This is a genomic window from Pseudomonas guineae (assembly GCF_900113745.1).
GTDB classification, from domain to species: Bacteria; Pseudomonadota; Gammaproteobacteria; order Pseudomonadales; family Pseudomonadaceae; genus Aquipseudomonas; species Aquipseudomonas guineae.
In genome coordinates, this window is the sequence record NZ_FOQL01000004.1 from 72,834 (window position 1) to 86,104 (window position 13,271).

The 13,271-nt window shown below is 61.0% G+C and carries 14 protein-coding genes; 1 reads left to right on the forward strand and 13 read right to left on the reverse strand.

Annotated elements, in window-relative coordinates; genetic code table 11:
- Nucleotides 1–109 precede the first annotated feature (109 nt).
- Nucleotides 110–838 (forward strand): methyl-accepting chemotaxis protein, encoded by a 729-nt coding sequence (locus BMZ32_RS19865; protein ID WP_425272883.1) that lies wholly within the window; start codon nucleotides 110–112, stop codon nucleotides 836–838.
- Between the two features lie 91 nt (nucleotides 839–929).
- On the opposite strand, the gene BMZ32_RS14555 is transcribed toward BMZ32_RS19865, so the two are convergent.
- The 13 genes from BMZ32_RS14555 to BMZ32_RS14615 all read right to left on the reverse strand — a co-directional run bounded on the left by BMZ32_RS14555 (nucleotide 930) and on the right by BMZ32_RS14615 (nucleotide 13,041).
- The gene (locus tag BMZ32_RS14555) at nucleotides 930–2,051 is read right to left on the reverse strand and encodes a GGDEF domain-containing protein (RefSeq protein ID WP_090243225.1); all 1,122 of its coding nucleotides are present in this window, start codon (nucleotides 2,049–2,051) and stop codon (nucleotides 930–932) included.
- Between the two features lie 139 nt (nucleotides 2,052–2,190).
- The gene (locus BMZ32_RS14560; protein ID WP_090243227.1) at nucleotides 2,191–3,042 is read right to left on the reverse strand and encodes a universal stress protein; all 852 of its coding nucleotides are present in this window, start codon (nucleotides 3,040–3,042) and stop codon (nucleotides 2,191–2,193) included.
- Between the two features lie 12 nt (nucleotides 3,043–3,054).
- Nucleotides 3,055–4,542 carry a SulP family inorganic anion transporter gene (locus tag BMZ32_RS14565; RefSeq protein WP_090243230.1) on the reverse strand — a complete coding sequence of 496 codons (1,488 nt, stop codon included), beginning with the start codon at nucleotides 4,540–4,542 and terminating at the stop codon, nucleotides 3,055–3,057.
- Between the two features lie 300 nt (nucleotides 4,543–4,842).
- A complete protein-coding gene (locus tag BMZ32_RS14570) occupies nucleotides 4,843–5,292 on the reverse strand; it encodes a DMT family transporter (protein ID WP_090243232.1) in 450 nt (149 codons plus the stop codon).
- A 209-nt stretch (nucleotides 5,293–5,501) separates the two neighbouring features.
- Nucleotides 5,502–5,990 (reverse strand): GNAT family N-acetyltransferase, encoded by a 489-nt coding sequence (locus tag BMZ32_RS14575; RefSeq protein ID WP_090243234.1) that lies wholly within the window; start codon nucleotides 5,988–5,990, stop codon nucleotides 5,502–5,504.
- Between the two features lie 81 nt (nucleotides 5,991–6,071).
- The gene (locus BMZ32_RS14580; protein WP_090243236.1) at nucleotides 6,072–6,635 is read right to left on the reverse strand and encodes a DUF4136 domain-containing protein; all 564 of its coding nucleotides are present in this window, start codon (nucleotides 6,633–6,635) and stop codon (nucleotides 6,072–6,074) included.
- A 13-nt stretch (nucleotides 6,636–6,648) separates the two neighbouring features.
- Entirely contained in the window at nucleotides 6,649–7,242 is a 594-nt protein-coding gene (locus tag BMZ32_RS14585) for a DUF4136 domain-containing protein (RefSeq protein ID WP_090243238.1), read from the reverse strand.
- Between the two features lie 29 nt (nucleotides 7,243–7,271).
- Nucleotides 7,272–8,021, reverse strand: coding sequence for a methyltransferase (locus BMZ32_RS14590; protein ID WP_090243240.1), 750 nt, complete (start codon nucleotides 8,019–8,021; stop codon nucleotides 7,272–7,274).
- Complete coding sequence (locus BMZ32_RS14595) at nucleotides 8,014–8,334, reverse strand: nucleotide pyrophosphohydrolase (protein WP_090243242.1); 321 nt, start codon at nucleotides 8,332–8,334, stop codon at nucleotides 8,014–8,016. The genes BMZ32_RS14590 and BMZ32_RS14595 overlap by 8 nt, the downstream gene beginning before the upstream one ends.
- A 158-nt stretch (nucleotides 8,335–8,492) precedes the next feature.
- Nucleotides 8,493–9,260, reverse strand: a complete 768-nt coding sequence (locus tag BMZ32_RS14600) for a sulfite exporter TauE/SafE family protein (protein ID WP_090243244.1) — start codon at nucleotides 9,258–9,260, stop codon at nucleotides 8,493–8,495.
- 82 nt (nucleotides 9,261–9,342) lie between these two features.
- Nucleotides 9,343–9,921, reverse strand: a complete 579-nt coding sequence (locus BMZ32_RS14605) for a class I SAM-dependent methyltransferase (RefSeq protein ID WP_244153995.1) — start codon at nucleotides 9,919–9,921, stop codon at nucleotides 9,343–9,345.
- 102 nt (nucleotides 9,922–10,023) lie between these two features.
- A complete protein-coding gene (locus BMZ32_RS14610) occupies nucleotides 10,024–12,111 on the reverse strand; it encodes an LTA synthase family protein (RefSeq protein WP_090243248.1) in 2,088 nt (695 codons plus the stop codon).
- A gap of 3 nt (nucleotides 12,112–12,114) precedes the next feature.
- Nucleotides 12,115–13,041, reverse strand: a complete 927-nt coding sequence (locus BMZ32_RS14615; RefSeq protein WP_244153996.1) for an NHL repeat-containing protein — start codon at nucleotides 13,039–13,041, stop codon at nucleotides 12,115–12,117.
- Nucleotides 13,042–13,271 lie beyond the last annotated feature (230 nt).

Below are 13,271 nucleotides of genomic sequence, written 5' to 3' on the forward strand. Positions count from 1 at the left end.
CAGTGCAGTACTGGCAACCAGCGAGCGTTTGCGTGCCGCAGTCGGCCAGGTGGCACAGGTGGTCGACAACACGGCTGGGCGCTCCAGCCAGCAGCAAGAAATGACCGATATGGTGGCCACTGCTGTGCATGAGATGGGCCTCACTGTGCAGGAAATCGCGCGCAATGCCAGCAGTGCGGCGCAGGCTTCGCAAGCCGCGCGCAGCGAGGCACAAGGCGCACGCAAGGAAGTCGGCCAGTCGATTGGTCATATCGAGAGCATGTCCACCGACATTGGCGATGCGGCGGTTGCCGTGAGCGAGTTGGCCGAGCAGGTAGCCTCCATCGATCAGGTATTGGCGGTGATTCGCGGCATTTCCGAGCAAACCAATCTACTGGCACTCAACGCCGCTATCGAAGCGGCGCGCGCCGGTGAAATGGGCCGTGGCTTTGCCGTGGTGGCCGACGAGGTGCGCACCTTGGCGAGCCGCACACAAAGCTCCACCGATGAAATTCAGCAGATGATTCAGCGCCTCAAGCAGGGCGCGGAAACGGCCGTAACGTCCATGCATGCCGGGCAAAATGCGACGGGTACCGGTGTTGCTGCCAGCCAGCGAACCGGGCAGTCGCTCAGCGCCATTACTGAACAGATTGAACGCATCAGCGACATGAACACCCAAGTGGCCACCGCCACTGAAGAACAGTCGTCGGTAACTGAAGAAATCAACCGCAACGTGCAGGGCATCGCTGACCTGGCACATGCCACCGCCGGTGAGGTCTTGGTGTGTAAAGAGGACTGCAAAACCCTGCGCGGCCTGGCAGATGATCTGGCCAAGCAGATGGGTAGCTTCCGCCTTTAAGCAGGCTCTATCCCTTGTTGACTGTTGTCGCACCCGCAGGTGTGACAACAGTCAACGGGCGAGTAACCGGCGGCCTGCGCATGAGGCCGGATCAGGCCAGCTCCAGGCGGTTACGACCTGCCGCCTTGGCTTGATAGAGCGCATCATCGACACGTTTGAAGAATCCTTCAGCGCTGCTGTCGCGTTGTGTGTCGTAACAGCCCACACCCAGGCTGGCGGTCAGCGGCAGGGTCGCGCCCGTTACATCAAAGCCTTCACGTTCCAGCGCCTGACGAAACTGCTCAGCGAGCAAGCGCGCCTGCTCCAGCGGGGTATTGGGCATTAGAATGCCGAACTCTTCGCCGCCCAAGCGCAGCAGGGTGTCACTGTCGCGACGGAAGTTCTGGCGCATGCGCTCGGCAAAGTCGCTCAGACAACGGTCGCCACAGGTATGGCCGAACTCATCATTGATCCGTTTAAAAAAATCGATATCCAACAGCACCAATGACAGCGGCTGACTTTGCCGCTGAGCGTTTGCGAGCATCACGGGGAACAAGCTGTTGAATTGATAACGGTTGCCCAGCTGCGTCAGGCTATCCGTTCGGCTGAGCTGATCGAGACGCTCGCGCTGGTCGAGCAACTGCAGTTCCAGCGTCAGAGTGCTGCGGTACTCGCGGTGGCTGCGATTGAGCGCCAACAGCAGGTAACTCAGGTAGAACCCAAGGGTAATTACAATGGCGTAATGCGCCTGCCAATCCAGTGCCAGGCTAAACAGACCCGGTAGGTAAATCAGTAGCAGGGCCAGGATCGCGTGGCGTTTACGCATCGAGAAGGTGAACGTCAGCGCGGTACTGAAGGCAATCGTGCTAAGGGTGGCAATCATCGTCGAATTGCTAAACAACGGCTGTGTCTGCACCAGTGCATGGGCCATGCCCCAGGCCAGCGCGGTGCTGAGGATTAGCAGCCAATGATGATTGAGCCAGCGGTTTAGCGCGGCAGGCGTTTGCTCGTCTGGCAGACGATGCAGCAGGCGCAGCGCCAGCAGCAGCGCGAAAATGACCGTGCCGACCAGTCCGGTGGCCAACAGCGCCACCGGATCATTGCTGAACGCCCAGGTGAGCAGCCAGGCGATCAGGTAGTAAATGCCCCCCAGCGGTGTGCGGGTGCGCGTGTCTTGGGCTTCGCGCCAGAGTGCGAAAACCTGAGGCTGGCGGGGGACGTAAGACTCGGTCATGGTCTGTGATCACAAAATCGACGTGATTACAGGATAACCCGTAAATCGTGGAAAAATATCAAAGTGCCAGCACAAAATGTCTACGGCCTGCCGCTGCACGCCGACATAGCGGCCGCGTACAGGCCGCTATGTCGGGCTATTAGCGCAGAATCAGCAGCGCGCTGTTGCTAGTGCGCAGCAGGGTGCTGGTGGTGCTGCCGACTAGGAACTGGCGAATCCGCGAGTGGCCGTAAGCGCCCATGGCCAGCAGGTCGATGCCCTGTTCGAGTTGGTAGGCGTGCAGCGTAGGCTCCACTTCTCCTGCGCGAATGACCTGGTGCACTTCACTGGCCGAGCCTTCTATCACCCGTGCAGCGGCTTTCAGCTGTTCCCTGGCATCACTGGTGTCGGCGCCGATCATCACCAGGTGGCACGGCAGGTCTTTAAGCAGTGGGCTGGCGGCGATCATTTCCAGGCTCTTGCGCGCCGTAGCGCTACCGTCATAGGCCAGCATGTAACTTTGCGGCGCTTTGAACTCGCCGCAGCTGACCAGGATCGGCCGGTGCAGGGTGCGAATGACGTTTTCCAGATGACTGCCGAGCAGTTGGTTGAAGCTGTCGCAGGTCTTGCCCTGGCGGCCGATGACCAGCAAGCGGATATCGGCTTCAAGCTCACTCAGGCACTCGACCAGATCCCCGTGACGCTGGCGCAACTGAGCCGGCTCGACGCCTTCGGTCTGCACCCGCTCACGTGCGGCCTCGAGCATCAGGCGACCTTGTTCCATGGCCAGGGTGTGGCGCTTCTGGTCCAGGCTGGCCAGTTCTTCGAGCAAATGCTCGCGGCTGCCCAGACCAATAGCGCCGGACAGATCCGGCTGGGTTGGGTACTGCACCTCATCCAGCACGTGCAACAGGGTCAGCGGCGCGCTGAGGCGTTGGCTGGCCCATGCCGCGTAATCACAGACCGCGCGGGTGGAGTGCGAACCATCAATGCATGCCATTACTTGGGTCATAACACCTTCCTTTTAGTGGCCCGACAGCAGGTCGGTAGCGTTGTCCTTATCGTGCACACCAAAGCGGTCGACTATGGTGGCACTGGCTTGATTTAGACCCAGCACTTCAACCTCGGTGCCTTCACGGCGCAGCTTGAGCACCACCTTATCCAGGGCGGCAACAGCGGTGATGTCCCAGAAGTGCGCGCGGGACAGGTCGATGGTGACCTTGCTCACGGCGTCTTTGAAGTCAAAGGCGTTAACGAATTTATCCGCAGAGCTGAAGAAAACCTGGCCCACCACGGTGTAGGTGCGCTGGCCAGCATCGCTGTCGGCTTGCGAGTTGATATAGAGGAAGTGGCCGATCTTGTTGGCAAAGAACATCGCTGCCAGCAGCACGCCGACAAACACGCCATACGCCAAGTTGTGGGTATAGACGGTCACGGCCACGGTGGCGAGCATGACGATATTGGTGGAGAGCGGGAATTTCCTCAGGTTACGGATCGAATCCCAGCTGAAGGTGCCGATCGACACCATGATCATCACGGCCACCAGCGCGGCCATGGGGATCTGGCTGACCCAGTCACTGAGAAAGACCACCATCAGCAGCAGCACCACACCGGCCACCAAGCACGACAGGCGACCACGGCCGCCGGATTTCACGTTGATCACCGATTGGCCGATCATCGCGCAACCGGCCATGCCGCCGAGCAGGCCGGAAGCGATATTGGCCACGCCCTGACCTTTGCATTCGCGGTTTTTATCGCTGCTGGTATCGGTCAGGTCATCGACGATGGTGGCGGTCATCATCGACTCCAGCAGGCCGACCACGGCCAGTGCGGCGGCGTAGGGGAAGATGATGCCGAGGGTTTCCAGGTTCAGCGGCACTTCTGGCCAGAGGAAGATTGGCAAGGTGTCCGGCAGTTCGCCCATGTCTCCCACGGTGCGGATATCCAGGCCGAAATACATGGCCACGGCGGTCATCGACAAGATGCACACCAATGGCGAGGGGATCAGCTGGCCGATTTTCGGCACATAGGGGAACAGGTAGATGATGCCCAGGCCAGCAGCGCACATGGCGTAGACGTGCCAGGTGACGTTGGTCAGCTCGGGCAGCTGCGCCATAAAAATCAAAATTGCCAGGGCATTAACGAAGCCGGTGACCACCGAGCGCGAGACAAAGCGCATCAAGCTGCCGAGCTTGAGGTAACCGGCAAGAATCTGCAGCACGCCGGTCAGCAGCGTGGCGGCCAGTAGATATTGCAGGCCGTGCTCCTTAACTAGCGTGACCATCAACAGGGCCATGGCTCCCGTAGCGGCGCTGATCATGCCAGGACGGCCGCCAACAAAGGCGATCACCACGGCGATACAGAACGAGGCATACAGGCCGATTTTAGGGTCGACCCCGGCAATGATCGAGAAGGCTATGGCTTCTGGGATCAGCGCAAGCGCCACTACCAGACCGGCGAGCACATCGCCGCGGATATTAAAGAACCAGGTGTTTTTCAGGCTTTGTAGCATCGTGGGTTCCAAAGGCTGGAGTCCGCAGGTGCACGCAAGGGCAGGGCGGAGGGCTAATAAAAACGGGATGTATCGAGCGTAGCGCAGCCTTGTGGGGCGTGCGCATGAGCAACGCCGAGCGAGGCTTAAGCCTGCCGGGCTCTGCGCTAGCAGGGGGCGAAACGCTATGGCGGCGTAGGCAGCCAGCGTGATGGTTGGGCCAGTGTCATTGCGACCTGTCTCTATCCATTCAGGCGAAAAGGGCGGCCACCTTAACATACCGCGCCCTGGTCGACACCCTTACAGGCTGGGGCCTCTGGCCTAGCTGCGCCTGATTAGCCAGATGCCGGCGATGATCAACAGCAGGCCGCCAAGTTTGCCGGCGGTAATGGGGGCTTCGCGAAAACCAGCCCAGCCGAAGTGGTCCAGGGTCACGGCCATGCTCAGTTGCCCGGCGATTACCAGCACCATAAACAGCACCGCGCCGACCTTTGGCCCGGCAAAGGCGGCGGTAGCAATAAACATCACCCCGAGCAGACCGCCGCTCCAGTGCCACCAGGTCAGGCCTTTCAGCGCGCCAAGGCTGGGGATCTCGCGCTGTGCGAACACTAAAATCATCAGGGCCAAGGTGCCTACGGCAAAAGAGATCAGTGATGCGGCCAGAACGCTGGACACCTGTTTGGCCAGCTGGCCGTTGATGCCCGCCTGCAGCGGCAGGCAAGCACCGGCAACAAAAGGCAGGGCCAATAACCACCAGATCGGGGCGGGCATGAGTCTCTCCAGAGCAGGCAAAGCCAGTGAGTATGCCGCAAAAGTTGCCCGCTTAGTCAGCCGAGGCGCTGCCCGTGTTGACGGTTGTCGAGGGTAGCCTTTGTCGGCGCGGGCTTACCTGCGATACAGGCAATTGAAAACATCGCAGCCAATACCGCACCTACGGGTGAACAACACTCAATCGGCAGATGGCGATATGTAGCGGGGAGTCAGAGCGGTTTGCTGAACTGGATCAGCGCCACCCGCTGGTCCTTAGGATCACGCCGTTCGACCACTCCACTCAGGGCATAGCCAAGTTTTGGGTAGAGCAGCAGGCCAGCGCTGTTGGCGTTGAAGCATGACACCTGCATGCGCTTGGCGTGGTAGTGCTCGCGGGCCAGCTGTTCCATCACCGCGACCAAATAATGCGCGACGCCATGTCCGCGCGCCCAAGGTGCGACCATCAGGTTGCCAAGGGCGCAGTGGTCGTCGTACTGCCATTGATAGAAGTTGGCAAAGCCGGCGACCCGGCCATCGAGTAGCGCCACGTTACTGTCGCGGCGCTCGGCCATGGCGGCGGCCAGCTGGCCGATGCTCAGTGGCCAATTGGCCTTGGGGTAGCAGAAGAACAGCTCGTCGGCGTCTTGTGGAAAGCTGACGATCTCGGCCAAATCCACTGCTGCCGCAGGGCGATGGCTGAGGTATACGGTTGCGCTCATGCAGTCTCCTGTGGGGCGCTGTGCACTTAGACCCTGTTTCAGCGCCGCGTGGCCGTCGCGCCGCAGGCTATAAAAAGCGTCTCAGCGCGGTGGATATTGGCTTAGCACCTCGGCCACGGTGCTGCGAATCGACGCTTCGCGCTCACTGGGGCTGGGCTGGCGATTACGCAGCACCTGTTCGGCGCTGCCGCGCCAGACCAGCTTGTTGTCTTTGCCGTCGAGTAGATCAATCTGCAAGGTGCCGACCTGATAGTCGACGTTGCGGGTTTCGACGTAGCTCGGGCCACCCCAGAAGCCGCCACCCCATGGGTCGCCCCAGCTACCACCCACCTGTGTGCTGACCTGCTGCTGGCGGTTATCGACGATCAGCCAGACCTGCACCTTGAGGTCGCCCGGCGTGTGTGCAACAGCCTGGCGCAGGCCGCGCTGATCAAGCTGTTCACTAACCGCCGCGCGAATACGCTGGCTGGTGAGGTCGCTATTGATGCGTGGGTCATTGGGTTTGTATTGCACGTCGGGTTCCTGCCAGCTCCAGCTGCGGTAGGCAGCAAAGTCCCGGCTGGGATCAAAGTCGCGCTCCAACCTTGGCGTCTGGCAGGCACTGAGTAGGAGCATGAGGGGCAATAACAGCAGTGATGCACGCATGGTGTTCTCCGAATTAGTTCGGCGGATACGCCGTCAGGGCTTGTTGTATGGCGTTGCGCAGGGCCGCCGCGCGTTCACTCTGGGTGCCGCTGCTGAGGGTTTCGGCGCTGGCACTCCAAATCGGCTGGCCGTCTTGGCTGTCGAATAGGTCAATGCGCACCACTATCACCTCTTCGGTGTAGCTGCGCACCTGTGGCGTACTGCCCCACATGCCGTATGGGTCGCCATAACGGTTATTGCCGTAGCCGCCGCCATAATTTTCGCGAACCTCACGAATACGTTGCTCTAAACGCAGCTCGGCAGTGACCGTTAAATCGCTGCTCGCCCCGGCCCGGTAAGGACGCAGGCCACGCTGGTCGAGGGCGTTGCTCAGGGCTTCCTGCACCTGCTCGGAACTGGCCCAGGCTGTGCCCGCCGGCAAGCGCTGCCAGCTCCAGGTGCGGTAGCGGGCGAAGTCGCGAGGCGCGGCGGGGTAGGCGCTGCGATCCAGTTGCTGGACGGCATGCGTGGGTGCTGGTGGCAGTGGCTTGCTGACGGACTTGTAAGGGTTCTGGCTCTGGCAGGCCGCGAGGGTGGCCAGCAACAGTAAAACGCTGAGTTTGTGCATGTGCTGCCTCCAGAGCTATGAGAGTGAAATCAATGGGGTCGACAGATCCAGTGTAGATAACGGCCTAAACCGGCAAAGCTCGGGTGGCGACGGTAGGCCAGCTCCATTTCCAGCAAATCAATCAGCTCAGCTTTGGCCTGAAACGGCTGCGGCATGTAGTCATGGAACACCCGCACGCCACTCTGGCTTTCGACCTGCCAATTAAGCTCAAGTTGCGCCGCCAGCTCGCGCGGATCAAGCGGCATCTGCGGGGTCAGGCTCTGTTTTTCACCGGCGAACTCGGCTTTACGCAGTTTGCGGAAGTGGCCCTTGAGCAGGTTGCGGTAGATCAGCGCGTCCTTGTTGTAGAACGCCAGCGACAGCCAGCCACCTGGCGTGCACAGCTGGTGCAGCACCGGCAAAATACTGTGCGGCTCGGCCAGCCACTCCAGTACCGCATGGCAGATCACCAGGTCATAGGGTTGTTCAAGCTGGCCGAGCAGGTCCTGCCAGGGCGCCTGAATAAAGGTGGCCTGTTGCCCGGCGGCGGCAAAGCGTTCGCGGGCGCCGGCGAGCATGGGCGCGGCCGGTTCTGCCAGAGTTACCTGATGACCACGTTCGGCCAGCCACAGCGACATATGGCCAAGGCCCGCACCAATATCCAGCACCCGCAACGGGCGCTCGGGTAAGGCTTCGGCTAAGTCGGCCTGGAGTACGGCGAGGCGAATCGCACCTTTGGCGCCGCCATAGATCTTCTCGGCGAAGCGGGTGGCCAGTTCATCAAAGTGCCGATCAGTCATGGTGAGCTGCTCCTAGAAAGCGGTTTTCGTTGTCGGCCAGTTTGTCGCGTACCACTTGCTCCATGTCCAGACCCAGCTCACTGCAGAGGAGGATCAGGTAGAGCAGGATGTCGCCGATTTCCTGGCCGGCGTGAGCGAGTTGATCGGCAGGCAGCTGTCGCGACTGCTGCTCGGTCAGCCACTGGAAGATTTCCACCAGCTCGGCCATTTCCACGCTGGCGGCCATGGCCAGGTTCTTTGGGCTGTGGAAGGGTCGCCAGTCGTTGTGATCACGAATAGCGTGCATGCGGGTGGTCAGTTCGGCGAGGTTCATTGGGCGCTCCAGTCAGCAGGCGCCTAGCTTCGGGGGTTCACTGGCGCGGTGCAAGCGACGGCTGGAGTCGCGCCTAGATATCCAGTGTTGAATGCACGGAGGTGGTTTGACGAAACCCCACTGGGGTTCCGCCAACGGGGCAAGTCTCGGTCCGACTATTAGGCGAAATAGGTGACCCAGAAGTAATAGGCAGTCATGCCGCTGCCTACCGCGATCACCAGCGCGCGCAGCAAGTTGGCGGGTAAACGTTGGCCCAGCGCGCCGCCGACATAACCGCCGACTGTGGCCCCCACCAGCAAAATCACCAGCTCATACCAACTAACCCGGCCAGCGATGATGAAGGTGGCGGTGGCCACGCTGTAGATCACCGCTGAAATCAGGTTCTTCAGCGCGTTGGAGCGTGCCAGCGGGTGGCCTTCGATGGAGAACGCCGCCAATTGCAGGATGCCCATGCCGGCGCCGAAGTAGCCGCCGTAAATTGACACGCCGACATGCGCCGCCAATGACAGCGGGCTGTGCGGTGGTTGCGCCGCGCCGCCGCGGCGCGCGGCCAGCCAACGGCTGAGCCAGGGGCTAGCGGCAAATAGCGCGGTAGCGAGCAGCAGCAGCCAAGGAATCAGCTTGGCAAATACCGCATCGCCGCTTACCAGCAGTAGCAAACCGCCGAGCAGACCACCCGCCAGTCCCGCTATCAGCAAGGGCACTAAATAACCGCCCAAGGGCCGCAGTGAGGCCCGCGCCGCCCAGGCGCCAGCCAGGCTGGCTGGCCACAGCGCCACGGCATTGGTGGCGTTAGCCGTGACCGGCGGCAGGCCAGCGGCGAGCAATGCTGGGAAGGAGAAGAACGTGCCGCCGCCGGCCAGAGCATTCATCCCGCCGGCGGCAAAACCGGCAAGCACCAATAGCAGAATATCGGACACAGGCATGGCAATCGCTCGCACAAAAAAGGTGCAGCATACCCAGGCCTGGGGTGTTCGGCCATGTCGATCAAGGTATTAGAGGGGCGACTCAGCTGAGTTTGTGCAGGACATAGAGGCGCAGCATGGCCAGACCGGGGATGAAGTCACGGTGGCCGCTGATGCCGAAGCCTGCATTGATAAACTCACGTTCGATTTGCGCCCGTGCGTGAACCTGACCGTTGCGCCGGTTGAGGGGTGGTTGGCGTGCGGCTTCGAGGTTGCCATCGACCCAGACTGAAACGATCACGCAGTCACGCGTAACCCGGTTGAATTCGCGCAGCAGAGCCAGCCGGCGTTGTGGTTCGTCGACCTGATGCAGGTAGTGCATGCAGAAAATACAGTCCACCGCATTGGGTCCCAGATCAATCGCAAACGCGGAAGTTTGCAGAGGGTGAACCCGGCTGGCGAGGCCCGGCGCAAGCCCTGCCATTGCGGCTGCCAGGCGCTCGGTATTGGCCTCGGCGGCAATCACCACTCGACTATTACTGGTGTGCAGTAAGGGCCAGAAACCGTCGGCGCCGCAGGGTAGGTCGAGCACCAGGCTGGGTTCGTCCGCTAATTTTAGGGCGCTACTGATCAGTTGCTGGGCGCGCCACTGTGCCGTGCGCCTGACAAGGCGGCTCAGCATGCGCCTGGCGGACGGTTGGCCCGCCCCGGCGTTTGGTAGGCGCGGCGAACTGTGCGGGTGGCTCGACATAGGGCTGTCCGGGTTATCTCGATCACGGCTGCGTTATGGGCTGTTTTGTGCGGCGGTTTGGCGGGTGTTGGGTTGCGTATCGCCGACCCCCGCGGTGTTGCTTAACAGGCTCTGGGTGGCGACCTGTAAAAAGGCCTGCAGGCGCGGCAGCAGATGATCTTGCAGCGAGGCGTTGTCGGTGGGCTGTATGCCTGCGTTCTCATGCAGCTTGTAGTCATACAAGCGCGGCGCGCCGTCACGAGCCTGGATCAGCAGGTTGCTGCCGGAAACCAGAGCGACGGTTTGATCGCTGCCGGAGGGCTTGATCACGCCAATGCCCGGGTCCGCCGGGTCCAGCGCCAACAGGTCACGGCCCCAGCATTGCTGCTGCACCGGGCCGTCAAGCCGGCCCATGATGGTGGGGACGATGTCCAGCTGAGTGCCGGCAATGTCATTGCGGGTGCCGAATTGTTCTTGAACCCCGGGGGCAATCACCAGCAGTGGCACATGGAAGCGGTACAGGTCGATGTCGCTGAGCTGCTCGGGGCTGCCAAAACCATGGTCGCCGACGATCACGAACATCGTGTCTTTGAAGTAGGGGGCTTTACGCGCCTTCTCGAAAAACTGGCCCAGGGCCCAGTCCGAATAGCGCATGGCCGTGAGGTGTTCGTCGTTGGAGCCGAAACCGCTAACCGGCTCTACCGGCAGTGGGTCGGGCAGGGCGTAAGGCGTGTGGTTGGACAGGGTTTGCAATAGGGCATAAAACGGCCGCTGGCGGTCCAGCTTGCGCAGCTCTTGGTCGGCGCGGTCAAACATGTCCTGGTCGGAAACGCCCCAGGTTGGGTCGGAAAACACCGGGTCGACATAGTCGTTGCGGCCAATGAAGTGGCTCATGCCCTGGTTGCCGAAGAAGCCCTTCTGGTTATCCCAGCCAAAGTCGCCGTTGTACACATAGAGGTCGTCATAGCCGCGATCACCCAACAACTGCGGCAGCCCGGAGAAATCATGGGAGCCTTCCGGGCTCTGCATCAGGTACTCGAAGCCTGGCAGGTTGGGGAAGCAGGCCATGGTGGCAAACATGCCTTGATGGGTGTGGGTGCCGTTGGAGAAGTAACGGGTGAACAACAGGCCTTCCTGGGTCAGGCGATCGAAGTTGGGTGTGACGTTGCCTTGTCCGCCGAGCGCGCCGACATAGTGGCCGGCGAAGCTTTCCATCAGGATCACCACCACATTGCGCACTGGCAGTTGCAGTTGGGGCTTTGGCGTGCTGATCCTGCGGATCGCCGCCTCGTTGCTGTCGATCAGCAGATCCTGCGGGGTCAGCAGCATCTGCCGCACCAGCGCTTGGGCTTCGTCTGCGGGCAGGCTGGCTTTCCATTGGTTATCACGGTGATCGGACCAGCGTGCTTTACCGGCATCGACCAGGGTCAGGGTACCGTTAAGCCCGAGTTGGTTGGCGAATACCGATTCGGTGGTGCTGGCATCGCCCCAGCGCAGCGGCGGGCCCTGGCGCAGGGTGCCACGCGCTGATACTACGGCCAGCAGCAGGCACAGGGTGAACACGCTGATGCGCCAATACCAGCGCTCGCCCGCCATCGCGGTGAGGCTTGGGTCGGCCGGCGGTGCTAAGCGATGTATCGCTTGCAGGGCTTTGAACAGCAGCCAGCTGGCCAGTACCCAGGCAATCAGATAACGACCGACCGGGAAACCATGCCAGAGCATGCTCACCACGGTGGTCGGGTCTTCGCCGAGGTACTGAAACACCAGCGCATTAAGGCGCTGATGAAATTCGCGATAAAAGTCCAGCTCCAGCACGCCGAGAAACAGGGTGAGGCTGGCCGCCACGCTGAGCCAGATCAGCTGCCAGGTGCGAGCGGCCATTAGGCGCCGGCTGCCCATTACCAGGAGCAGCGGAGCCAGAACAAAAACTACAACGCGCAGGTCAAAACGCAGACCATTAGCGAACGCTTCGAGCAGGTCGCTGACGGTGGTTTCACCTATTAGCTCATGGTTATAAACCAGCAGCGCCACGCGCAGCAGGCTGTACAGCAGCATCAACAGCAGACCGCTCAGTGCAGTGAACAGCAGGTGTTGGCGCAAGCCGTTGCGGCCTGATGGGGAGCGGGTAGACGTGGCGGGCATCAATCAATTTCCTGTCGGGTTGCGTTGCAGGCTCAGCACGCGATTGCGGCCTTGTTCGGCGAGTAGGTAATGACCAGGGCGGGTCTCGATCAGGCTTTGTGCCGAGCGCAGGTGCGACAGCACCGTGTGCAGTTGGCCGTCTGGGGTCAGCCGTAACAGGCGCGCCATGTGCGTAGCATCTTCGGTAATCCACAGGCCTTCACTATTACACAGCAAAAAGCCGGGTTGATTCAGCCCCGACAGGACCACGCTATCGTGGCCTTCAGCATGCAACTGCGAGACTGTGCCGTTTTTCTTCTCGCTGTAGAACAAGCGGCCATCAGGACAGGCGCTAATCGCTTCGGCTTGATCCAGGCCGGAGCGCAGCACCACGGTAGTGTCGTTGCTCGGGTCGTAGCGCAGCAGGCGACCATTGCCATGACGGTCTTCGATGGCATAGAGGTACTGGCCATCATTGGCCAGCCCTTCGACATTGCTGCCCGCGAACAGTTCGACGGTGCGCTCTGGGGTGCGCCAGAGTACAGCCTCATCGCCTTGCTCCTGGCTAAACACCACGCCACCGCGGAAGCTGGCCATGCCGTCGGGCTTGGACAAACCGGCCTCGACCGGCTCAAGGCTGCCGTCGGCGCTGTAGCGCAAAATTCGACCCTCGCCGCTTTGCAGCTCTTCGCTGAGCAGCAGGCTGCCCTCTGCATCCAGGGCAATCGCACTGACCTTTTCGATGCCGGTTAGGAAGGCCTCATATCGCCAGCCCGTTTCGGCCACGGGTGGATACAGATGACGCCAGCCCATATACGCGAGTGTGGCGAGCAGCGCGACCATCAACAGTTGCGCCAACAGCAGCCAGCCACGTTTGTCGCTCGGGTTGACCGCATTGAGCAGGCCGGCGGGCGCGGGCAAAGGCTTGTTGGCTAATGAAGTGGGCAGCATGGGCAATATCCATCTTTAGGCAGTGCTGCATCCTAGAAGTCGGACGTTCAATTCCATGTCAAAAGAATGTGAAAAATTCGTGAGTCTTGGGCAATTCATAGGGCGGCGCTGACGCAGTGACGGCGGGCTGAGTATTGAAACAGCGTGACGATCACCCAACAGTTTTTTCACATCTACCCGACAGGCATTTCACATGCGCCTGAGTAAATTTGCGCAAGTTTAGTCGTCTT

Coding starts and splice junctions, on each gene's coding strand:
- BMZ32_RS19865 (WP_425272883.1), top strand. CDS start 110: ATGGTGGCCACTGCTGTGCATGAGATGGGCCTCACTGTGCAGGAAATC.
- BMZ32_RS14555 (WP_090243225.1), bottom strand. CDS start 2,051: ATGACCGAGTCTTACGTCCCCCGCCAGCCTCAGGTTTTCGCACTCTGG.
- BMZ32_RS14560 (WP_090243227.1), bottom strand. CDS start 3,042: ATGACCCAAGTAATGGCATGCATTGATGGTTCGCACTCCACCCGCGCG.
- BMZ32_RS14565 (WP_090243230.1), bottom strand. CDS start 4,542: ATGCTACAAAGCCTGAAAAACACCTGGTTCTTTAATATCCGCGGCGAT.
- BMZ32_RS14570 (WP_090243232.1), bottom strand. CDS start 5,292: ATGCCCGCCCCGATCTGGTGGTTATTGGCCCTGCCTTTTGTTGCCGGT.
- BMZ32_RS14575 (WP_090243234.1), bottom strand. CDS start 5,990: ATGAGCGCAACCGTATACCTCAGCCATCGCCCTGCGGCAGCAGTGGAT.
- BMZ32_RS14580 (WP_090243236.1), bottom strand. CDS start 6,635: ATGCGTGCATCACTGCTGTTATTGCCCCTCATGCTCCTACTCAGTGCC.
- BMZ32_RS14585 (WP_090243238.1), bottom strand. CDS start 7,242: ATGCACAAACTCAGCGTTTTACTGTTGCTGGCCACCCTCGCGGCCTGC.
- BMZ32_RS14590 (WP_090243240.1), bottom strand. CDS start 8,021: ATGACTGATCGGCACTTTGATGAACTGGCCACCCGCTTCGCCGAGAAG.
- BMZ32_RS14595 (WP_090243242.1), bottom strand. CDS start 8,334: ATGAACCTCGCCGAACTGACCACCCGCATGCACGCTATTCGTGATCAC.
- BMZ32_RS14600 (WP_090243244.1), bottom strand. CDS start 9,260: ATGCCTGTGTCCGATATTCTGCTATTGGTGCTTGCCGGTTTTGCCGCC.
- BMZ32_RS14605 (WP_244153995.1), bottom strand. CDS start 9,921: ATGCTGAGCCGCCTTGTCAGGCGCACGGCACAGTGGCGCGCCCAGCAA.
- BMZ32_RS14610 (WP_090243248.1), bottom strand. CDS start 12,111: ATGCCCGCCACGTCTACCCGCTCCCCATCAGGCCGCAACGGCTTGCGC.
- BMZ32_RS14615 (WP_244153996.1), bottom strand. CDS start 13,041: ATGCTGCCCACTTCATTAGCCAACAAGCCTTTGCCCGCGCCCGCCGGC.